The sequence below is a fragment of the Turneriella parva DSM 21527 genome (genome assembly GCF_000266885.1).
In the GTDB taxonomy this organism is placed as follows: Bacteria; Spirochaetota; Leptospiria; order Turneriellales; family Turneriellaceae; genus Turneriella; species Turneriella parva.
This window is the reverse complement of the sequence record NC_018020.1, coordinates 2,019,408-2,039,475: the sequence shown is the minus strand read 5'-3', so window position 1 is coordinate 2,039,475 and position 20,068 is coordinate 2,019,408. Positions and strand designations below refer to the sequence as shown.

The 20,068-nt window shown below is 55.2% G+C and carries 20 protein-coding genes; 8 read left to right on the top strand and 12 right to left on the bottom strand.

Features of this window, described 5'->3' with window-relative positions; translation table 11 throughout:
• Positions 1-12 precede the first annotated feature (12 nt).
• Both pnp and TURPA_RS09840 read left to right on the top strand, forming a co-directional pair.
• Positions 13-2,127: a polyribonucleotide nucleotidyltransferase gene (gene pnp / locus TURPA_RS09845; RefSeq protein ID WP_014803154.1), complete on the top strand. Its 2,115-nt coding sequence runs from the start codon at positions 13-15 to the stop codon at positions 2,125-2,127.
• A 36-nt stretch (positions 2,128-2,163) separates the two neighbouring features.
• Positions 2,164-3,525 carry a M16 family metallopeptidase gene (locus TURPA_RS09840; protein ID WP_014803153.1) on the top strand — a complete coding sequence of 454 codons (1,362 nt, stop codon included), beginning with the start codon at positions 2,164-2,166 and terminating at the stop codon, positions 3,523-3,525.
• Between the two features lie 116 nt (positions 3,526-3,641).
• On the opposite strand, the gene TURPA_RS21725 is transcribed toward TURPA_RS09840, so the two are convergent.
• Positions 3,642-4,643 (bottom strand): formylglycine-generating enzyme family protein, encoded by a 1,002-nt coding sequence (locus TURPA_RS21725; RefSeq protein ID WP_157210459.1) that lies wholly within the window; start codon positions 4,641-4,643, stop codon positions 3,642-3,644.
• 176 nt (positions 4,644-4,819) lie between these two features.
• On the opposite strand from TURPA_RS21725, the gene TURPA_RS09830 reads away from it, so the two are divergent.
• A complete protein-coding gene (locus TURPA_RS09830; RefSeq protein ID WP_014803151.1) occupies positions 4,820-5,074 on the top strand; it encodes a metal-sensitive transcriptional regulator in 255 nt (84 codons plus the stop codon).
• Positions 5,075-5,110: 36 nt separating this feature from the next.
• Here TURPA_RS09830 and argJ read toward each other — a convergent pair whose 3' ends face one another.
• The 5 genes from argJ to TURPA_RS09805 are packed head-to-tail and all read right to left on the bottom strand — an operon-like array spanning position 5,111 to position 9,736.
• A complete protein-coding gene (argJ, locus tag TURPA_RS09825) occupies positions 5,111-6,295 on the bottom strand; it encodes a bifunctional glutamate N-acetyltransferase/amino-acid acetyltransferase ArgJ (protein ID WP_014803150.1) in 1,185 nt (394 codons plus the stop codon).
• A gap of 46 nt (positions 6,296-6,341) precedes the next feature.
• Entirely contained in the window at positions 6,342-6,833 is a 492-nt protein-coding gene (locus TURPA_RS09820; RefSeq protein WP_014803149.1) for a YajQ family cyclic di-GMP-binding protein, read from the bottom strand.
• 47 nt (positions 6,834-6,880) lie between these two features.
• Positions 6,881-7,891: a fatty acid desaturase family protein gene (locus tag TURPA_RS23870; RefSeq protein WP_014803148.1), complete on the bottom strand. Its 1,011-nt coding sequence runs from the start codon at positions 7,889-7,891 to the stop codon at positions 6,881-6,883.
• A 54-nt stretch (positions 7,892-7,945) separates the two neighbouring features.
• Complete coding sequence (locus tag TURPA_RS21720) at positions 7,946-8,524, bottom strand: GNAT family N-acetyltransferase (RefSeq protein WP_157210458.1); 579 nt, start codon at positions 8,522-8,524, stop codon at positions 7,946-7,948.
• Positions 8,525-8,533: 9 nt separating this feature from the next.
• Positions 8,534-9,736: a thioredoxin family protein gene (locus TURPA_RS09805; RefSeq protein WP_014803146.1), complete on the bottom strand. Its 1,203-nt coding sequence runs from the start codon at positions 9,734-9,736 to the stop codon at positions 8,534-8,536.
• 95 nt (positions 9,737-9,831) lie between these two features.
• Between TURPA_RS09805 and TURPA_RS09800 the strand changes: the two genes are divergently transcribed.
• On the top strand, positions 9,832-10,464 hold the full coding sequence (locus tag TURPA_RS09800; protein ID WP_014803145.1) for a class I SAM-dependent methyltransferase: 633 nt from the start codon (positions 9,832-9,834) through the stop codon (positions 10,462-10,464).
• Positions 10,465-10,474: 10 nt separating this feature from the next.
• On the opposite strand, the gene TURPA_RS09795 is transcribed toward TURPA_RS09800, so the two are convergent.
• Positions 10,475-11,371 (bottom strand): patatin-like phospholipase family protein, encoded by an 897-nt coding sequence (locus TURPA_RS09795; RefSeq protein ID WP_014803144.1) that lies wholly within the window; start codon positions 11,369-11,371, stop codon positions 10,475-10,477.
• A gap of 164 nt (positions 11,372-11,535) precedes the next feature.
• On the opposite strand from TURPA_RS09795, the gene TURPA_RS09790 reads away from it, so the two are divergent.
• Complete coding sequence (locus tag TURPA_RS09790) at positions 11,536-12,225, top strand: SDR family oxidoreductase (protein ID WP_014803143.1); 690 nt, start codon at positions 11,536-11,538, stop codon at positions 12,223-12,225.
• A gap of 52 nt (positions 12,226-12,277) precedes the next feature.
• Here the strand turns inward: TURPA_RS09790 and TURPA_RS09785 are convergent, their stop codons facing one another.
• On the bottom strand, positions 12,278-12,610 hold the full coding sequence (locus TURPA_RS09785; RefSeq protein WP_014803142.1) for a hypothetical protein: 333 nt from the start codon (positions 12,608-12,610) through the stop codon (positions 12,278-12,280).
• A 117-nt stretch (positions 12,611-12,727) separates the two neighbouring features.
• Between TURPA_RS09785 and TURPA_RS09780 the strand changes: the two genes are divergently transcribed.
• Positions 12,728-14,140: an amidase gene (locus TURPA_RS09780; protein ID WP_014803141.1), complete on the top strand. Its 1,413-nt coding sequence runs from the start codon at positions 12,728-12,730 to the stop codon at positions 14,138-14,140.
• Between the two features lie 9 nt (positions 14,141-14,149).
• Here TURPA_RS09780 and TURPA_RS21715 read toward each other — a convergent pair whose 3' ends face one another.
• The 3 genes from TURPA_RS21715 to TURPA_RS09765 all read right to left on the bottom strand — a co-directional run bounded on the left by TURPA_RS21715 (position 14,150) and on the right by TURPA_RS09765 (position 17,347).
• The gene (locus TURPA_RS21715; RefSeq protein WP_157210457.1) at positions 14,150-14,962 is read right to left on the bottom strand and encodes a metal-dependent hydrolase; all 813 of its coding nucleotides are present in this window, start codon (positions 14,960-14,962) and stop codon (positions 14,150-14,152) included.
• A 145-nt stretch (positions 14,963-15,107) separates the two neighbouring features.
• Positions 15,108-15,662: a hypothetical protein gene (locus TURPA_RS09770; protein ID WP_014803139.1), complete on the bottom strand. Its 555-nt coding sequence runs from the start codon at positions 15,660-15,662 to the stop codon at positions 15,108-15,110.
• Between the two features lie 2 nt (positions 15,663-15,664).
• Positions 15,665-17,347 (bottom strand): adenylate/guanylate cyclase domain-containing protein, encoded by a 1,683-nt coding sequence (locus tag TURPA_RS09765; RefSeq protein ID WP_014803138.1) that lies wholly within the window; start codon positions 17,345-17,347, stop codon positions 15,665-15,667.
• An 89-nt stretch (positions 17,348-17,436) separates the two neighbouring features.
• On the opposite strand from TURPA_RS09765, the gene TURPA_RS09760 reads away from it, so the two are divergent.
• Together TURPA_RS09760 and TURPA_RS09755 are read left to right on the top strand one after the other, a co-directional pair.
• Positions 17,437-18,114 carry a hypothetical protein gene (locus tag TURPA_RS09760; protein ID WP_014803137.1) on the top strand — a complete coding sequence of 226 codons (678 nt, stop codon included), beginning with the start codon at positions 17,437-17,439 and terminating at the stop codon, positions 18,112-18,114.
• A gap of 67 nt (positions 18,115-18,181) precedes the next feature.
• Positions 18,182-19,405: a voltage-gated chloride channel family protein gene (locus tag TURPA_RS09755; RefSeq protein ID WP_014803136.1), complete on the top strand. Its 1,224-nt coding sequence runs from the start codon at positions 18,182-18,184 to the stop codon at positions 19,403-19,405.
• On the opposite strand, the gene TURPA_RS09750 is transcribed toward TURPA_RS09755, so the two are convergent.
• Positions 19,402-20,067 (bottom strand): hypothetical protein, encoded by a 666-nt coding sequence (locus tag TURPA_RS09750; RefSeq protein ID WP_014803135.1) that lies wholly within the window; start codon positions 20,065-20,067, stop codon positions 19,402-19,404. The two genes, TURPA_RS09755 and TURPA_RS09750, sit on opposite strands and share 4 nt — an antisense overlap.
• Position 20,068 lies beyond the last annotated feature (1 nt).

The window sequence follows — 20,068 nt, the reverse complement described above, 5'->3', positions numbered from 1 at the left end:
AGAAGGTAAATTATGCAACATGATTTTAAAGTTCACAAAGAATCAGTAGACCTCAAAGGCCAGCCATACGAACTCGAAACAGGTATGTGGGCCCGCCAGGCCGACGGCTCGGTGCTGCTGCGCTGGGGCAATATGGTGCTCATGGCGAACGCGACCGGGGCGAAAAAATCAGGCGAAGGCCTTGATTTCTTTCCCATGACGGTTGAATACCGCGAGAAATATTACGCCGGTGGCCGTTTTCCCGGTGGTTTTCTGAAGCGCGAGAATCGCCCGTCAGACAAAGAGATATTGACGTCGCGCGTTATCGACCGCCCGATTCGGCCGCTTTTTCCCGACAACTACACCAACGAAGTACAGATTTTCATCACGCTTCTGAGCGCGCAGAAAAACTACAGCGCTGATGTGCATGCGATTACAGCCGCATCAGCAGCACTCACCATTTCAGGTCTGCCATTCGACGGCCCGGTAGCGGGTGTGCGTATCGCGCGCGTGGCAGGCAAGTTTATTCTTTTCCCAAACCGCGATGAGATTCAGGCGGCAGACATTAACCTCGCGCTCGCGGGTACGATTAAAGCAGTGACAATGATCGAAGGTCTCGCCGACGAAGCGACCGAAGAAGACATGATCGCTGCGGTCAAACACGGTCATGAAGAGATCAAGCGCCTCTGCGAAATGCAGCTGAAGCTCAAGGCGAAAGCTGGCAAACCGCGCCAAGAAGTCGCACCCGCCGAAACGCACACCGAACTGCGCAAGCAAATTGCCGACCTCGGTCTTGCCGATATGAAAAAGGCGAATGAAATTAAGGGCAAGTTCGAGCGCCAGGCGGCAATCGACGCCTGCAAAAAAGCAGTACTTGAAAAGTTCAAACCTGAGTTTGCGGGCCTTGAAAAAGATGCCGCAGAGAAACGCGAGAAGCTCATTAAATCGCTCATTGCCGACCTTGAGGTCGATGTCGTACGTGACCAGATCTTTCACGACGGCGTGCGCGCCGACGGACGCAAGCTCGACGAAATTCGCGCGATCAGCATCGGTGTCGGCGTTTTGCCCGGCACCCACGGTTCAGCGCTTTTCACACGAGGTGAAACACAGTCTCTCGGCGTGCTGACGCTTGGCACTGAAAGCAATGCACAAGATACCGACGATGTCGAAGGCGAATCTTCAAGCCGTTTTTATCTGCACTATAACTTTCCCCCGTTCAGCGTGGGCGAGGTGAAGCGCTTCATGGGCCCTGGCCGTCGCGAAATCGGTCACGGTAAACTGGCCGAGAACTCGCTCGCCGCAGTTGTTCCCGATGCGAGCCGTTTCCCGTACGTCATGCGTCTCGTGTCAGAAATTCTCGAGTCGAATGGTTCGTCTTCTATGGCTACCGTCTGCTCGGGCTCGCTCGCCCTCATGGATGGCGGCGTGCCGATCAAAGCACCGGTAGCCGGTATCGCGATGGGCCTCATTACCTCGGGTGAAAAGTTCGCTGTACTCTCTGATATTGCCGGTCTCGAAGACCATTTCGGCGATATGGATTTCAAGATTGCGGGTACCACAAAAGGTATCACGGGCTTTCAGCTCGACACCAAGGTTCAGGGCATCAGCTATGAAATTATGGAGAAAGCGATTCACCAGGCCAAGGCCGGCCGTGAACACATTCTGAAAGTGATGGGCGAGGCGCTGGCGAAACCGCGTACCGAACTCAAAGACAATGCCCCGCGCATTTCAACGCTGACGATCGACCGTGACCGCATCGGCGAACTGATCGGCCCCGGTGGCAAGAATATCCGCTCGATCATCGAGAAAACGGGCGCCGAAATCAATGTCGACGATAACGGCCTGGTTCAGATCGCATCCAACGACGGCGAATCGGCACGCAAAGCGAGGGCAATGATTGAAGGCCAGTTCGCTGAAGCCGAAATTGGCAAAATCTATGAAGGCACCGTGCGCAAAATCATGGAGTTCGGCGCCTTTATCGAGATTATGCCAGGCCGCGACGGGCTTTGCCATATCAGCAAAGTAGCCGCCGAACGTATTGCGAACGTCGGCGATGTGCTGCAAGAAGGCCAGAAAGTCAAAGTGAAAGTTCTGGCGATAGACCGCCAGGGCAAAATTTCGCTTTCCATTCGCGACGCTGAACAATAGGCCGGGCGACCGGCACTAAGGCCAGCGACCGACACCATGCGTTGGATATCCACCAAACCCGCTTTTCAGGTCGAGAAAATCGTTCTGCAAAACGGTCTGGTGGTGTTGCTCGAAAATATTCCGCACAGAACCAGCGCGACTGTCGGCCTTTGGCTACCGGTCGGCTCAAGGTTCGAGCGCAAACGCGAATCGGGTTACTCGCACTTTGTCGAGCACATGCTCTTCAAGGGCACCCGCAAACGCCACTACACTGAGATTTCGCGCGCGATCGACCGCCTCGGCGGGCATATGAATGCGTCGACGAGCAAAGAAATCACCGACTATTACATCAGCCTGAGCAGCCGGCATATACCGGTGGCGCTCGACGTGCTCGCAGACATGTTTTTTGACTCCACTTTCAGCAATGAAGAGTTCGTCGCTGAAAAGAAAGTGATCGTTGAAGAATTGAAAATGGGCGAAGACCAGCCCGACGATTACCTGTTCGACCTGTTTTATGAAAGCCAGATCGGTGATAACTCACTCGGTCGGCCGATAGCGGGCAATGCCAGAGGCATTCAGCGCACAACACGCGACGAGCTCTACGAATATTACCGTTCGCACTATGGCCCCGAGGGCACAGTGCTTTCGCTCGCAGGCGCTCTCTACTCAACCCCCGCTGAGAAACGCGCACTCATTGCAGAAATTACCCGGCACTTTGACCGCACCGACCACGCTTTGCAGGGTAAACCGGGTTACCACCGCGAAGAATTTCGCGATGCGGAGTTTCAGACCGAACGCGCACCGAAGCAGCGCCTGTTGAAACACCAGGCAAAAGATCTGGAGCAAATCAATTTCGTCTTGTCTTTGCCCGGCGAAAAGACGCAGCTCAACCAGCCGGCTGACCTGCAGGTGCTGACGCACTATCTCGGCGGCACGATGTCATCGCGGCTGTTCGTCGAGCTGCGCGAGAAAAAGGGTCTGTGTTATTCGGTCAGTACCTTTCATTCGCAATTTCTGCACGAAGGCGTCTGGGGCATTTTCTGCGCCACCTCACCCGACAAGTACACGACCGCGGTCGAGACTGCCCTGCAAGAAGTGAATGAACTCACCACCGGCATCGACGCGGGTGATCTCGAAGAAAGCAAATCTGGCCTGCGCGGCAGCGTTGAACTCGCCATGGAGAGCGCCTACCGCCGTGCAAGCTACAACGCCCGCACTTACCTTTACCATGGCATTGTGAAAGACTGGCGCGACTACCTGGTTCAGCTCGACAAGGTCACCCCGACGACATTCTTGTCGGCGCTGCGACATGTCTGGCGGGGTGCATCACCGGGAATCACAAGCCTTGGCCCGAAAATTTCGGCAGCAACGCAGAAGAAACTGTCGAACCTCGTTAAACAGCCATTACTGAGTCAGTAAATCGACTCCGTGCGTGCGCACCTGAAGCCGGCACGGCTGTTAGCCGTCGGGCAAACCGTTTACTCACTTCGGGCGCATCTGAAACCCGCACGGCTGTTAGCCGGCGGGCGAACTGTTTACTCACTTCGAGCGCATCTGAAACCCGCACGGCGGTCGCGTGCGAGTGAGGGCATGCCGCCGGCGAGGCGTACATGGCTCTTGGCATATTCGAGTTCGAGCTCAAAAGAGCCGCCGCGAATCACCTTATACTTTTTGCCGAAGCGAATATCGCGTTCGGTGTTGCCGCGATAGGGCAGCAGCCAGCTGCTGGTCCATTCTGCGGCGTTACCACACATGCCGACGAGCCCAAAGGCGTTGGTATCGGTAAGTTTGTCGATATCTAATGGCCCCGATGCCTTTTCCCGGGTGACGCAGGCTTCTTGCGGTGAGAAATCCCCCTTGGGAAACGAAGTCGATTCGACATAAGTTTCTGCCTGAGAGCTGACGATCTGGTTGCCACGGGCGGCACGCTCCCATTCGAATTCGGTCGGTAGCCTTTTACCCGCCCATGCGCAGTAATTTTCTGCATCCTTATAGGTCACGCGCGTCACCGGCTGGTTTAGGCTGAGGCTCTGATAAGCGGTCGGCACCTTGCCCCGGGTTTCTTCGAGATAGCGCGTAAACTGGCCGATCGTGACCTCGTGTCTGTCGATGTAGAACGCGGGAATATCAAAACGGTTCGCGGCGCGGCCACCAGACCGGGCGGGTACGTAATGCAGCTCGCCGGCCTGCTGATTGCCCATAACCACGATGCCATCGGGTATCAGCTGCATCGGCGCATTGTCTCGGTTAACGAGCCGTGTCGTCACCTCGCGTGTCATGCGCGGTCGGTCGGCAAGCGCGCTGAACGCCTCGTTCGTCTGCACAACGACGATGCGCCTACCGGCGCTGAGACTGCGGCGGCGCCCCTCAAAACGGAATGAATAGGCCTGCGCGCCATTCGATTTCAGATCGACGGCCCTGCCGATAGTTTCCCCGGTTTCGTTCAGCACCTGGTATTCAGCCGCTGCGGGAATCGTCTCTGCGCTCGTAATTTCGGCGAGACGCGTGACCGGGTCGACACGTTCGACTCTCGCCACGACACGCACGTCGCGGGCCCAGAGAGCGCCCAAAATAACGAAAAAAGCCACCAACTTGCCCACCCTCTATTATCGGCGGTTTGGCACCGACCTTTGAGCCACAGCCTGGGGGTAGAAATATCCGTAAAACTACCTATAAAATTGGACTCGTTTGGTCTCTTTTATTATCTTAAGGTATGCCAGGCGATGCACTAGTACACCGAATTAACCGAATCCAGGGGCAACTTGAGGCGTTGAAGCGCATTGTTACCTCTGGCGAAGCCGACTGCGTCAAGACAATTGAGCTCGCGAAAGCAGCTTCGAACGCGATCAAGAAGTTTGCTCAGGCTTACGTCGAGACGCACCTCGACCAGTGCATTGAAGAAAAGGTCGCAGTGAAAGAACTGCACGGCGAAATGCGCAAAGTCGTGCATTCGTCGTTTTCGCTTTAAGATTTCGGCCAAAAGCCGGCCCGGTCACGCCACTTTTCAGGTGGTATAATACGCGTTGATTTTGACGTACTCTTCTGTGTAATTGCAGCCGTAAACCGTCCAGGCTTTCTTACCTGTGCCCAGAGAAATTTCGAGCTTCAACTCTTCGTTCTTGTTCAGGTAGTCTGAGAGCTGCGCCAGCTGTTCGTTGGTATAAGCTTTGCCCCCCCAGCGAATGCGAATCTTTTCGGGCACAACCTTCACTCCCGGCGTTTTGCCGATCGCCATGAAGATGCGGCCCCAGTTGGGGTCGCCTTTATAAATGGCCGTCTTGACGAGCGGCGAATTGATGATGCTCTTGCCGATCGCCTTCGCCTGTTTTTCATTGAGGCAGTCTTTCACGGTTACGGTAAAGAGCTTCGTCGCGCCTTCGCCGTCGCGGGCGAGCATGCGCGTCAGTTCAAGAGCGACCTCATGAAACGCTTTCGCAAAAGCAGACGCGCTCACTTTGCCTGCGAGCCCATTCGCCATCGCGAGCAGTGTGTCAGAGGTGGATGTATCGGTGTCGACCGACAATGAATTGTACGTTGGCTCTACGGTGGCTTTTAAGAGCCTTTTCAGCTCGGCGGCAGGCACTGCCGCATCGGTAAAGATATAAGACAGCATCGTCGCCATATTCGGCTCTATCATACCCGAACCTTTTGCGACGCCGACGATGGTCGCCTTGCCGACCCTGCGGCAGACAAATTTCGGAAATGTATCGGTCGTCATGATCGCCTTGGCAAAACCTTCGAAGTCCGCATTTTCGCTGAGGTTGTTTTGCAGATTGCCCAGCGCTTCGATCACCTTCTGCGCCGGCAACCTGCGGCCGATAACGCCTGTCGACGAGGGAAACACCTGCGTCACAGGCACACCCAGCTGATCAGCGACAGACTTGCAGATCTTCACGCAGTCGTCATAACCCTGTTTACCGGTGGCGACGTTGGAGTTTTTCGAGTTCACCACCACAGCGCTGACCTTGCCGGCTTTGATATGCCTGATGCCGACCTGCACCGGGTTGCCCTTGATCTGGTTGCGCGTAAAAACAGCCGCAGCGTTTGCCGGCACATCAGACACGACGACACCCAGGTCGAGCGAAGAGTCTTTGATGCCTGCGTTCGTGATAAAAGTCTTGTAACCACGCGGAATCGCCGCCAGCGGTTTCGACTTGAAACTTTCAGAAATGGTGTTGTTGACTGTCATAATGGCTACGCGCTTAAGCCCGTGGCCATTATCACAGACACGCCGACTATCGGTAATTGTTATATTGAAGAGGAATCGGCAAATCGGCGGCGTTCAAAAGCTTCATCACATCTTGCAGGTCGTCTTTTGATTTTGCGGTGACCCGCACCTTTTCGTCGATGACCTGCGAGCGCACCTTCAGCTTGGAATCGCGTATCAGCTGGTTGATCTTCTTCGCGTGCTCTTGCGCGATACCGTTGATGAACTTCGCCTTTTGCCTGACAGTACCGCCAAAGGCCGACTCGAGTTTCTGGTAATCGACCGATTTCAGAGCAATACCGCGTTTGATGAGTTTTGAATCGAGTACGTCTTTCAGCTGCTTGAGTTTACCTTCGTCGTCGGCGATGAGGGTAAGCTCTTTGTTTTCAAGCGTAATGGCGACTTTGGTACCTTTAAAGTCAAACCGGGTGCCGATCTCGCGCTGCACCTGGTCGATGGCGTTTGTCACCTCTTGCCAGTTAACCTCAGAGACGACGTCGAAAGATGATTCTGCTGCCATTTTCTCTCCGCGGTTCGCATCCCTTGCGGGGATACGAAGCGCACTTTTTAGCGACCTTTACGGGTCTTCTTCGCAGCCGCTTTCTTGGCCGCTGGTGCTTTCTTTTTCGCCTTGGGCGCAGCTTTTTTCGCCGCCGGCGCGGCTGAAGCAGAAACCATGTGGTTCGAAGCGTCAAAGCGTTCGGTCAGCGAACCGCCACCGGCTAATGCCATGCGCTCGAGACGCATTGATTTGCTGCGAAATTTCGGAATGAAGAGACCGAGAATGTAGGTACGAATCACGTACCAGCCAAGCGACACTTCATTCAGCTGCGGGTCGATGCGGTGCGCAATCTTCGCGTGTGCTTCTGGCAGCTGGCTCCAGTGCAGGCCCATTTGTTCGTGGTGCGCGGTGTGCAGGCCGTTGTTCAGCAAGAATTTGTTATAGAGTCCGGTGAAGTTGCGCGAGTGGTTGTACTGCGATTCTTCGTCGGTGTGCACGTGCTGAATGTAGTTAATGATCAAGACAAACTGAGTCGCGACAATCATGGGTATCGCCACATAGAGCAGCGCTTTGCGCGAATCAAGGTAGAATGCCCCGGCTATCCAAAGAACCCAAACGACGTATTGCGAAATATAATAGAAGAACTTCGGCTTGTTGACGTTCCAGTAGTGCTTAAGAAAATCTGAGGTGGGCTTCTGCTGGTAGACCGCGCTCACAAACGGGAAAGTGATCATCGTCAGCAGGTTGTTTCTTTCAGACAGGCGCCAGGTAATGGTGTAATCGCCCTCGCGGTTGTTCAGCTGGTGGTGGTTCATGTTGTGCGTGGGAATCCAGGCATAAACGGGAAAACCGTAGAACAGCGTCAGCCAGTAGTCGGTGAGCTTATTCAGAAAATCAATTCTCCACATCGGTATGTGGTTATGGTTGTGCGCCATTGCAAAGCAGCTCGTCGCCATCAGAATCGAGCCCAGAAACAGCCACACGTTAAATTCGGGCAGGTTCCAGTTCACGATCAGCAGCGCCGTCGTGACGATCATGTAAAAAACTGACAAAACATCCGCTTTATATCTTAGCATAGTGCAGCGTACAAAGTCAAGACAGTGCGTCAACCGTAGCAGGGTTTTACCCTGCTACGGTTGACGCACTAACCTATAGCTGCCCAGACCGGGTAAGAAAATGGGAATCTGCCGCGACACACGAAAGCCGAGGCGTTCATAGAGCTGAAGCGCGGCCGTATTGCCGAGCTCGACATCGAGCCAGACGTCTGTTGCGTGCGTCTCGCAGAAATTGCGGATCAATAACGAACCGATGCCCTTGCCCCTGTGCTCGGGGGCGACGCAGACGTTCTGTATATAGTGCCCCGTGACGTCGCTTTTGTCCATGAACGGCCGCAGAATCCAAAGCTTGGGCACGAGAAGAATCAGGTCAACAAGAGGCAGGGCACTTTTGAAATCCGCCTCTTCTGCTTCTTTGTTGATTTCACGGTGGTTGTAGCCGATGAGAATTGCCTGCACAACGCCTTCAGCTTCATAAACCTGTATGTACCGGTGCGAGAATGAATTGGCATCGAGCTGAATGAGTTTCTTCAAGATTGGCAGCGCATGCCCGCGCGAACCGAACAGCAGAGGAAAAAGATAAGCGTCGGTATCATATACCAGGCCGGCGACGACATCAAGATCGGTCGCGGGCGACATGAGACGAATCGGCACAGCAAAACCTCAGCGCAGTTCAACACTCAGCGAGAGCGACTGCGCTTCGACGCTGCCGGCGATACCGAACGCTGAACACTGAAAGATGAGATCGCTGCCGCCGAGGTAGCGCTCGACAACGAGCTTGCCATGAACAACGCGCGCGCTGTTCGACGCATCAATTTCACCGGTGCGGTCGAGCGTCAGCACCGTATACGTGCCCGGCGCTGAGGCATTCGTGACAAAGCGCATGTTGCCCGCAGACTTGAATTCACCCTTCTGTGTCGCTTGAAACGCATAACTTTGTTTCAAGGGCACAGCACACTCTCTGCCACCCGAATTCAGGGGGATTGAGTTCGTTGTTGCGGCGGTCGCCGTTGGCGTGCCGCTCGCCGCAATGCCATAGGGCTCAATACCCTGCGCAAACTGCATCGGGCCGGGCACACCTACCCACTTCTGCAGATTCTGGCCCTCGGGCGAAACCACAAAATAAAACGGAATGCCGAAACGGCCTTTGATCGGCGCATGGCTGTACTCGTTTTTCGGTACGCGGTAGAGCACAAATTTTTCGCGCAGCAGCTTGTTCACCGCTGCATTGGGCAACACCTTCGTTTCAAGTTGCACGCAAGCCCCGCAGCGCGTCGGGTCAGAAATCAGCGCGAAGACATTCTGCTTCTTGAGCTTCGCAGCGTCCAATGCGGCTGCGCGATTGTCTATCCAAGCCAGGCTCGTGTCGATTTGCGTTCGGCTCAATATTTCGGGCGCATTGATATTCACTGAAATTGTCTTTTCAATCGTTTCGGGCATATAACAGATTGCGGGCTCGGCTTCGCCGCAGAGCTGCAGGCGCACCTTCACCGGCAAGGCGTAAGTGCGACCGAATTCATTCATCGCGAGTTCTGATAGTTCGAGAGTAAACTTGCCTTTGCCGCGCAGCACGAATTCATCGCCGACGCGCACACCTTTAGGCTGCGCAGTCATTGCGAGCTGAAAGCCCGATTCCGGCGCGGCCCGAAAAGCGATCGGTATCGCCATGCCTTTTGCATTGGCGTGGCGCAGGTATGCATGGTGCCCTGCAGGTATGGTGACCTCAACGCTCAGGCGGGCCGTGCCGCCGAGCCCGATCGAAACCGAAGCGGGCAATGCCACCAAAGTGTCTTCAACCGGATGCCGGTCAGCTAGCGCATGAACAGAGGCGCCAAGCACCATGAATGCAGCCAAAATTTGTCGCATGGGTAATATCACCTCAAATGCCGGGCGCGTAAAGAGTAAATACCCCGGGGTACTTATTGCCACCCACACTGACTGCGGCAACCTGGCTGGCGTTTATGAGCAACGAACACAACGGCTGGTACAACAAGATTTTCTCGGCGGCCTACGACCCGTTCATGAGCGTCGTCGAAAAAAATGCGCTCAGCGGCCGGCGTAGAGCGCTTCTGGGCAATCTCAGCGGTCGAGTGCTCGAGCTTGGCTGCGGCACCGGCATCAACTTCGAATTTTACGCTGCAGCGGCAGAAGTGCTGGCAATTGAACCCTCAGATGCGATGCGCACACAGGCACTCGATAAACTCTCACGGGAAAAATTCGCTGCGCGCATACGCGTTGAGCCGTGGCTGCTCGAAGACGAGCGGCTCGTCGCCGCCTACCCCGCCGGCAGCTTCGACGCAGTCGTCTGTACACTTGTTCTGTGCACTGTGCCAGACCCGGCAGCGACGCTCGCACTTCTTTACCGGCAGCTGAAGCCGGGCGGCAAACTCATAGCCCTCGAACACGTGCGGGCCAAAAGCGGCCTCGGCCAGAGCGTGCAAAATCTCATGAATCCGTTTTGGCGCCATTTAGCAGAGGGCTGCCAACTCAACCGCGACACACATGCAACTATCGAAGCGGCGGGGTTTCACGCGGTCAAAAGCGATGAGTTTGACTATGGCCTGCTATTTATCGCAGGTGTCTATCGGGCGTGAGCGCAGACTGCTAGAAGTCTAGTTGTTCTTTGGCGTCTTCGTAGCCGAGCATCAAGAGTTCTTCGGCCTGAGTTCTCGAAAAGTTCAGCATCGAAGCTACCCCGAGCATTCGTTTTGGTGCCACGGTTAGAATCTTCGTATCACCCGAAACGATGCGAGGGCGAATCATGCTTTGCAGCGTGCCGAGAATACCCTGTTCACGCAGCTCTTCATGCATGCGCTTCTCTGACTGAATGCCCGCCATAAATGATTGGTACGAACCCAGAAGCGACTGCTCGAGCATCAGTTCAGCGATTCCTTTTCTGCTTTTGGGAATAGACATAGGCGTGCCACCGACAGGCGATAGCAGCACGACAACAATCTCCCGTGAACCGCGCTCTAGCGCCGGCAAGATCGGCGTATTCGCCATGATTCCGCCGTCCCAATGTGGTTCGCCGTTCACATTCTGCCACGGAAAAAGTAGCGGAATCGCGCTCGAAGCCATAATCTCATCAACGCCTATTTCTTTGTTGGTAAAAAACCGCAGTCTCGAGCGAACGATATTGATCGCACAAATCACCACTGCGATATCACTTTCGCCGAGCGCACGCATGTCGATATTTTGCGAGAGAAATTTTCGCAGCGGAGTCGTGTCGAGAACGGCTGAATATCCGCTGCGCGAAATAAACTGCCAGATTTTTCGCCAGAACGAAAAGGCAAATACATTGTCTTGCGCAATGTTCAGCCAGAATGTCTGCAGTTTACGGGCGTCGAATCCCGAGGCAATGGCGCAGGCATTGATCGCCCCGACAGATGTGCCGCTGATGAGGTCAGGCTTCCAGTCTATTTCTGAAAGATATCGATAGACACCTGCCTGGTAGGCACCGCGGGCGCCGCCTCCCGAAAGTATTAAGGCCCGTGCAGACATATTAGTTCAAATGAGAAATATTCGGCACGAAGGTAAAGCACCGTTTCTTGCTGGCATCGCCATGATTCACCGGTTCGGTTACCTGAACAGGCTATGCCGGCAAGAGCTTTGTGATTTAACCCTTTTTGCTGGCCGCGCCGTTGGCGGTGCCATATGCTGCCGCCATGAAAGTGATACTGGTCACCGGCGCCAACCGCGGCATCGGCAAAGAGACTATTCGCCAGCTTGCGCGCAGTGGTCACAAGACGATTCTCACCGGGCGTAACCCCGACCACGTTCGCGATGCGCAAGACGATCTGGCCGCAGAAGGGGTCATCACCGATGCGTGCGCCTGCGATGTTCGCGACGAGAAGCAGGTGCGCCATCTGGTTCAATATGTCGAAGAGCGCTACGGAAAACTCGACGTACTTGTGAACAATGCCGGTATCTTTCTCGAAGGCAGCGACAGCACGAAGGCAGATATCGACATCATTCGCCAGACGTTTGACACCAACGTGCTCGGGCCCTACCGCATGATTGAGGCACTGTTGCCGCTTTTGAGAAAGTCTGGTGATGCGCGCATCATTAACCTTTCAAGCGGCATGGGTGGTCTGACTGAAATGAACGGCGGCTACCCAGGCTACCGCATTTCTAAAACCGCGCTGAATGCCGTGACGCGTATCTTCGCCAATGACCTCGCTGCTGACAAGATCAGTGTGAACTCAGTCTGCCCGGGATGGGTGAAAACCGACATGGGCGGTGAACGCGCGACGCGCGAGGTTGAACAGGGAGCTGAAACGATTGTCTGGCTTGCAACGGCAGACAAGGTGCCGACCGGCAAGTTCTTGCGCGATAAAAAAGAAATCTCATGGTAGCTAATAAAAAAGCCGGCTTACGCCGGCCTTTTTATTAGCAGTTGGCTGAGAATTATTTGCCAGCTTTAGCGGCTTTTTCTGCTGCTTTTGCTTCTTTTTCAGCTTTCGCTTTAGCTGCTTTTTCTGCTTTGGCTGCTGCCTTAGCTTCTTTGGCTGCCTTTGCTTTAGCTGCCTTTTCTTCTTTCGCTGCTTTAGCTTTCGCTGCTTTTTCTTCGCGTGCTGCTTTCGCTTTGGCTTTCTTTTCTTCTGCCGCTGCTTTTTTAGCTGCCGCTTTGCTTTCTTTTGTTTCTGCTGCCGCTGGTGCAGTAGATGCTTCTTGTGCCATTACGGGCGCTACGAATGTCGCAGCGATGACGAGCGACAGAATTGTGAACAGTTTTTTCATTTTAATTGTCTCCTGAGAAAAATGAGGATTTTCTCCTCTCGCACATATTACGCTGTACTCAGTATTTTCGGACACGAAATTTACTGCAGCCCGGGCTACCGGTAGGAGATTATACCCATGAATAAGCCGGTACACGCCTTTACAAACGATGCTCTGGGTGACGACGACGCGACTGGTATCGCTGAGCTGATCAGACACCGCAAACTGAGTGCGCTTGAAGTCACCGAAGCTGCCATCGCGCGTGCACAAAAAGTCAATTCAGTCTTGAATGCGATAGAGGTTCCCGCTTTCGACGCAGCGCTCTATGCCGCCAATGCCCCAATCGGGCAGGCCGCCTTCGCGGGAGTACCGACGTTTATCAAAGACAACGCCGATCTTGAGGGGTTTCCAACACGCAACGGTTCGCGCGCGTTCACCGCAAAGATCGCGGCAAAGCACGGCGACTACACAGAACAATACCTCGCACTGGGCTTCAACGTGCTGGGCAAAAGCTCATTGCCCGAATTTGGCTTCAACGCCTCGACTGAGTTTGCGGGCGAACACCCGACACGCAACCCGTGGAACACCGACTACTCAGCCGGTGGTTCGTCGGGCGGTTCGGCCGCACTCGTCGCCGCCGGTGTCGTGCCGATTGCGCACGCGAATGACGGCGGCGGTTCGATTCGTGTGCCGGCTGCATGCTGCGGCCTTGTCGGACTCAAACCGACACGCAACCGCCACCGCAATAACAGCTCGGCGAATTCAATGCCGGTGAATATCGTCAGCGAAGGTGTGGTGACGCGATCTGTCAGAGACACTGCGCGCTTTCACGCGGCGATGGAGACTGTGTACAAGAACCCACAGCTGAAACCTATCGGCCACGTCGAAGGCCCGTCGAAGAAAAAACTCCGCATCGGTTTGGTGATCGATTCGATCAACGGCCATGCCACCTGCGCAGAAACGCGTACCGTCGTCGAAGACACGGCAAAACTGCTGGAATCTCTCGGCCACCGCGTTGAGGCGATGCCGCTGCCAGTACCCAAAAGCTTTATCGCCGATTTCACGCTCTACTGGTCGATGCTTGCGTTTCTGCTCGGCACATTCGGCAGGTTCGTGCTCGCGCCCGACTTTGACGCGACCAAACTCGACGCGTTCAGCCGCGGGCTTATCGATCACTATAAGAAACACATTCTTTCAACGCCGATGATGCTCTACCGCATGTACAGGTCGGCTGATCTTTACGCGCAGGTGATGAAAGATTATGACGCGGTGCTATCCCCCGTGCTCGGACACACTGTACCCAAACTCGGACACCTGAACCCCGAGACGCCGTTTGAAACCCTGTTCGAACGCCTGACCGAGTACGTCGCATTCACGCCGCTCAACAACGCCGCGGGCAGCCCGGCAATTTCGCTGCCGATGGGCGTATCGAAAGCGGGTCTGCCGATTGCGGTGCAGTTTCAGGCGGCGCACGGCGACGAACGCACGCTGCTCGAGATTGCGTTTTTGCTCGAGGCGGCGAAGCCGTTCAAGAAGATTATGGCATCGTAGCGCTGCGCGCTACGACGCCATCTTTTCCAGATACGCCAAAGCATCGGGGTGCATCGGCTGCTGGCTTGGGTGAAAATTCAGGCGCATGTAGTCGACCATACCTTCGAAGAACACGCGGCCCAGTGAATTCTCTTTGGTAAAAAGATCAACGAGCTGCTGCGGCAATGTCGCCCAGGGAAACTCTTTGTCTTTCAATACCAGATATGAAGTACCCAGCGCGACATACGCGGTAATGATACCATACGCGAACGCCATACCCGACATGCGCATAGCATAGTTGTTACCGCCGACCAGTTCGAGCACGTCGAATGCGAGGTCGCGGTGCTCCATCTCTTCTGCGGCGTGCCAGGCGTAGAGCTCGCGCACATCGGCGCGTTTGATCTTCTCAAGTTCGCCCGGCTGAAAAAGCGACTGCGCAAAGCCCGCCGTCATGTTCTCGGCGGCTGCAGTCACTGAAAGCGCCCACTGGTGCAAAAACTCAAAGCCGAGATTTTTGCGCACAAAAGGTTCGAGCCATTCAAACGTCGGCACCGTGAAGAGCCACATGAACCAATCCATATTGCCGACGTTTTCGGCGACCGCTTTGTTGAAACGCTCGTGCGCCATGCTGTGCTGCATCTCTTGCCCCACGAACGCTTTGATATCCGCCTGCATTTTGGGGTCGGTGACACGATCGGCGAAGTGTTTTACTGAACGAATAAAGAAAGATTCACCATCGGGAAACATAAGGCTGAGCGTGTTGAGCACATGGCTCTGCAGCGCGTCTTTGCCCGCCCAGTGCGCCGGCACCGGCTCGGCAAAAGTGTCCTTATTTTTTCTCACGGTCATTTGCATAAAACCCCCTCGGGGCCGCTGGCCCACAGTGGCTCCGTGAGGCAAATAGTGAACAAAGCGTCAATAAATTCTGTAGCAAACGCTACAGAATTTGTGCGAGACACCGCGCTAAGGCCGCGGTGTCTCGCACAAGTTAAAAAGTTTGCCCGAGGCTAACCCCCGCCCTAAACTCGCTGAGGTAGACGGCCCCGGTTTCGGCATAATTCATTTCGCCGAATACGTAACGAACATGGCCCGAGACCTGCCAGCCTTCGCTGGCGAACAGGTGCGCGCCGAAAAGCGGCGACATGACGGGGTAAAGGTAGAGACCATCGGCAATGCCGTTTCTAACCGACGCAAAACCAAACCCGGGCTGAAAACCGACGAACGGCGCGAGCGGCCCTGAGCGCTCGAAATTGTACGCGATACCGAGCATCGCCTGGTAAATCTGCTGCAACGCGAGACTTTTCGAAGCCCCCAGCAGAGCATAGAGATCGCCACGCACCGAGACACCCGCGCGGCCATACCACTCCGCTTCGGCGCCAACGCCGTACGCCACCGCCCCCTGAGCGGTCAGAAATCCCGGCGCGAAGCTCACGGCAGCCCGACGTTCTGCGGCGAACGTGCCTGAGGTGAAAGTGAAGGCAACGATGAGGATTTCTAACCTCAGCGTTATGAACCGTAAGTGCCTATGTCGCTGTGCCGGCATGTTTAAGTTTCAGCAAGAGCAGTGCGTCTCTCAATCCGCACTCCATGCACGGCCAGTACGTCGCTTTTGCCACGCAGGCGAATGCGCAGCTGCAGCGCATCAGCGAAAGCCTCGCGCTTTGAGTGAGACATGACTGCATCAGACACGAGTAGCCAGGTTCCCAGCTTCTTATTCGCGTGCTCAAGTCGGCTCGCCGTGTTCACAACGTCACCAATCGCCGTCAGGTGCGCTGCTTTGCCATAGCCAATTTCACCAATGATTGCCGGGCCGGAGTGTAAGCCGATACGCAGTTCAAGCGGCTGCCTCAGCTCTGCGGCGAGAAATTCATTCATCAGTGCCAACTGCCCGTGCATTTTCAGCGCCGCTTCGATCGCGTGCTGCGCGGCAATGTCAATCGATTCAGACAATCCGAAAATTGCCATAATGCCATCACCGATAAATTTATCGATGTAGCCCCCGGCATCTTCGATGATTTTTCCCATGCTGCGAAAATATTGATTGAGCACAAACACGACGTCATATGGCAGCCGGCTCTCTGAAAATGAAGTGAAGCCCTTCAGGTCTGAAAAAAACACGACAACCTCGCGTTCGATGCCATCGGCTTCGGGTTTTCGGCGCATTGCATTGGCCACCGATTCTCCGAGGCCAATGAGGGGGGCAATTTTGACATCGCCTGTGACCCGAGCCTGGCAGGCAAGGCGCACATCACCTTCTGCGCCAATGCGGTTCAGCAAACTCTGTTCAGAAGATTCTGCCCGGGAGATATTTGTTAAGCCCGTGAGCACACGCACGCGGCAGGTAGAGCACCTGCCATTGCCGCCGCACACGTGCGCGTGCTCGATACCATTCAAGAGACTCACTTCGAGCAAGCTGGTACCCGATGCGGTCTTAACCGCAGGGCCATCGGCATATTGCACGTTGATCGTGGCCTTGCTGCCGGCACGGTGATTCACAAGCCTGCGCATTGCCCAGAGAGCAGCCATGAGCAGCAGGTACGCGCCAACCAGCAGCGCATAGACAAGCATTTTGACTCTGAGAACCTCCTTCTCATCGCCGCCGTGGTTCGCAAGAATCTGCTGCACCCAGTCTGCAGAGGCCGCACGTCTGGTGATTTCTGTGGCGGCAGCCAGCACACCGGCGAGCCCGAGAGTTGGCAGCGCGATCCACAAAACGAGAAAGGCGGTGCGGTAGCGCGCAAACCACGGTTTCAGATCGAGCGTTGCCGTAGCCCCATACCAGGCATGCACCCAGACAATGAGGCTCATGACCACCACAAACCAGATGCCGCCGTCTTTGACGTTCTGCATCAGGTAATATGAATACGTGTCGTTGTAGCCGAACAACCACCACTGCGCCCGCGTGCCCGCAAGGTGCATCAGCAGAATGAAGGGTATTGCGAGACCTGTGTAGATCTTGATTTTTTCAGTGCGGCTGAAATGCCATGCCTGCCTGAACATCAGGCGCCAGAGAGAACTCTGTGCATGCAGAAACAGCGCCACGGGAAAAAGAAACTGGAATACTGTATTGCGCCAGAAGGCGAGAAAAACCTTGCGGCCTTCTTCAAGCGCTTCAAGCGAAACAAGGCCCAGTGCGTGGTTCATAAAATGCGTCGCGGTATAGAACACGAGCACGAGAGACGCGAAAAAACGAATACGTATCAGAATAGGTGCCTGGGTCCACTGCATAGTCGTGAGCCCCGAATGATTCAGGTACTGTCAAGCGCCTTAAAGATCAATTTTCCCGAACGATCGGCGTTGGCGGGCGTCAAAGGCATATGCGAGTGACCTTTTTGTTTCTATTGCTGCTGCACGTACCGCTCTATGCATGCCCCGATGCCGGTGAGGCTGCAAACGCCTGGGCACAGGAAAACTTTGGTGGTGACGAAGAAAATCCACTCGTGGTACAGAAGCGCGTTACCCGTCTGAACCCGATGGTCTCTGCGGTGCAAATCACTTTACCGGCCGACCCCGATGATCAAGAGGCCGGCCCGAAAATTGTTACAGCTTTCTTTACCGGGGCAAACTGTGAATTCGCACAGCAATTTGATGGCGAAATTGCCGATTCCATTGAAGTGGGGGCGACAAAATATCTGTTCATAAGAACTGAGGTGGTTGATGCAGAAGAGAGACAGGTCAATTACCAGCCAGTTACCGTGCAGTCATCGGGAGAAATCGGCTATACGCGTGACCAACATGGTTCAGAAATTCAATTCGCGCAATCTTTGCAGCAGCGCTGCGAAGGTAATGTCGGTCAAATGGCGACCTGGCAGCGCGACAAGAACGACAACCGCCTGCTGATCGTCACGGAGCGGCAGAGTGACCGCGACGAAAAATGCCGGCTGATTCAAGACTCTTCGACTTTTCGGTATTACCGGCTGACAGACGACATCTGGCGCCTCGATGACGGCGACAGCGAAGCTGAGACCACAACAACTGCAAAGCGAAAGCCTTAAGCTCAGCGCCGGCTTTTGTTTACGCCACAGCGGTCTGCGTTGGGTCGGGTAAAGGCCGCGTGTGATTATGAGATCCTCAAATTTATTAACATCATTCGCGAAGGCACAACTACCCCGATTCATCTTTGGCCTGCGTTGGCTGACGATCTCTGCGTTAGTCGGCTCGATTGCCGGCACTGCATCGGCTTGGTTTTTGATATCGCTTAATGCGGTGACCGGCTTTCGCGAAGCTCATGCGGCAATCATCTGGCTGTTGCCTGTAGCAGGCCTCGTGGTCGGTGCGCTTTACCATTTCTGGGCAGGCCCGGCTGAACAGGGCAACAACCTGCTGATCGATGCGATACACGACCCGGTGCAGCGCGTGCCTCTGCGCATGGCGCCGCTGGTGTACGTCGGCACGATGATCACGCACCTTTTCGGCGGTTCGGCCGGGCGCGAGGGCACGGCATTGCAGATGTCGGCGTCGCTCGCGCACCCGCTCGTTCGCCTGTTCAAGATGAATGCGCATGATAAGAGGCTGCTGCTCATTGCCGCGATCAGCGCGGGTTTCGGTTCGGTTTTCGGTACTCCGCTCGCGGGAGCAATATTCGCGCTAGAAGTTTTTTTGGTGGGTTCGGTTCGCTACGACGCTATCTTTCCCGCATTCGCGGCTGGCATTCTGGCCAACTACGTAGGTCACCTCTGGCATGCGCCGCACACAGTTTACCGTGTGGGTGCAATACCCCCGCTCGATGCGAATGCGTTCGTGTGGGCGATGGCAGCAGGTCTGATCTTCGGCATTGTCGCCTGGCTCTTCAGCCATGGCATGCACAGACTGCAGCGCACCTTCAAGGTTATGGTGCCGCACGCCGTGATGCGGCCCGTAGTGGGTGGTTTGATCGTTGCGGTCGCTGTCTATTTTGTCGGCACGCGCTATATCGGGCTCGGCGTGCCGGTGATCGAGCAGGCCTTCGCCATGCAGGCGGCGCCGCACGAATTTGTTTTAAAAATTGCGTTCACTATTCTGACGCTGGCGGCGGGGTTTAAAGGTGGCGAAGTCACCCCGTTGTTCTTTATCGGCGCAGTTCTGGGTAGCGCTCTGTCGATCTTCATGCCACTGCCGGTGGGGCTATTGGCCGCGATGGGTTTTGTCGCAGTCTTTGCCGGCGCAACCAACACGCCGCTTGCCTGCACGGTTATGGCAATGGAACTTTTCGGCGCCGACGCCGGGGTTTATGCCGCGATTGCGTGCGTCATTGCATTTCTGAGTTCGGGCAAAGCGACTATTTATACAAAGCAGCAGCGGGCTTAACTCACGAGATCCGCAAGGGAAATCTGCAGCGCGTCGTAATGATGCTTTGGGTCACGTTGGTAATTAACGACCGAGATATCGAGCACTGCATTTCCAGTAACTTCGGCGAATTTGACGCGCAGCGATGAGAGACCCACGGTCGTCAGCCAGGCATGCGTAAGGCGCTGCGACCTGAAGAATTTTTCCGGCACCTGAATCGGCGTTTCGCTTTCAACCGTGCCGGTTGCAAGCTCGATCTGCATGAGGCAGCTGCCCGTAAAGTTCGCGAGCCCGGCCTCACGGTATTCGCGGCCATCGCGGTTCAGCAGCCATAGATATTTGTCGTTGAATGCTGCAATTTCGAAATCACCGGCATACCTGTCGATGCGGCCGAAGGTCGTGCCGTCGTGGCCGACGATCGTGATCGACGGGTCGGTGTGCCCGCCTCGGGAATGCTCATAGAGTTGCACAAAGCCAATATAGTCACCCAAATCGAGCAGCCAGTTGGCGACAAACATGCCATAACCCTGCATGAAACATTTCACGGGCACACCCCAGTTCTGCGCGCCTGAACTTACGAGAGTGTCAACGCCCCCGTCATCGAAATCTTCGTGCTGTACCTTGAGAGCGCTACCCCCGATCGCGAGTGTCTCTTGCGCCCTCGCCAGTTTAATCGGGTTCATC

Bases quoted from the DNA above. Each gene is read 5' to 3' on its own strand.
- pnp (WP_014803154.1), top strand. From the start codon at position 13: ATGCAACATGATTTTAAAGTTCACAAAGAATCAGTAGACCTCAAAGGC.
- TURPA_RS09840 (WP_014803153.1), top strand. From the start codon at position 2,164: ATGCGTTGGATATCCACCAAACCCGCTTTTCAGGTCGAGAAAATCGTT.
- TURPA_RS09830 (WP_014803151.1), top strand. From the start codon at position 4,820: ATGCCAGGCGATGCACTAGTACACCGAATTAACCGAATCCAGGGGCAA.
- argJ (WP_014803150.1), bottom strand. From the start codon at position 6,295: ATGACAGTCAACAACACCATTTCTGAAAGTTTCAAGTCGAAACCGCTG.
- TURPA_RS09820 (WP_014803149.1), bottom strand. From the start codon at position 6,833: ATGGCAGCAGAATCATCTTTCGACGTCGTCTCTGAGGTTAACTGGCAA.
- TURPA_RS23870 (WP_014803148.1), bottom strand. From the start codon at position 7,891: ATGCTAAGATATAAAGCGGATGTTTTGTCAGTTTTTTACATGATCGTC.
- TURPA_RS09805 (WP_014803146.1), bottom strand. From the start codon at position 9,736: ATGCGACAAATTTTGGCTGCATTCATGGTGCTTGGCGCCTCTGTTCAT.
- TURPA_RS09800 (WP_014803145.1), top strand. From the start codon at position 9,832: ATGAGCAACGAACACAACGGCTGGTACAACAAGATTTTCTCGGCGGCC.
- TURPA_RS09795 (WP_014803144.1), bottom strand. From the start codon at position 11,371: ATGTCTGCACGGGCCTTAATACTTTCGGGAGGCGGCGCCCGCGGTGCC.
- TURPA_RS09790 (WP_014803143.1), top strand. From the start codon at position 11,536: ATGAAAGTGATACTGGTCACCGGCGCCAACCGCGGCATCGGCAAAGAG.
- TURPA_RS09785 (WP_014803142.1), bottom strand. From the start codon at position 12,610: ATGAAAAAACTGTTCACAATTCTGTCGCTCGTCATCGCTGCGACATTC.
- TURPA_RS09780 (WP_014803141.1), top strand. From the start codon at position 12,728: ATGAATAAGCCGGTACACGCCTTTACAAACGATGCTCTGGGTGACGAC.
- TURPA_RS09770 (WP_014803139.1), bottom strand. From the start codon at position 15,662: ATGCCGGCACAGCGACATAGGCACTTACGGTTCATAACGCTGAGGTTA.
- TURPA_RS09765 (WP_014803138.1), bottom strand. From the start codon at position 17,347: ATGCAGTGGACCCAGGCACCTATTCTGATACGTATTCGTTTTTTCGCG.
- TURPA_RS09760 (WP_014803137.1), top strand. From the start codon at position 17,437: ATGCGAGTGACCTTTTTGTTTCTATTGCTGCTGCACGTACCGCTCTAT.
- TURPA_RS09755 (WP_014803136.1), top strand. From the start codon at position 18,182: ATGAGATCCTCAAATTTATTAACATCATTCGCGAAGGCACAACTACCC.
- TURPA_RS09750 (WP_014803135.1), bottom strand. From the start codon at position 20,067: ATGAACCCGATTAAACTGGCGAGGGCGCAAGAGACACTCGCGATCGGG.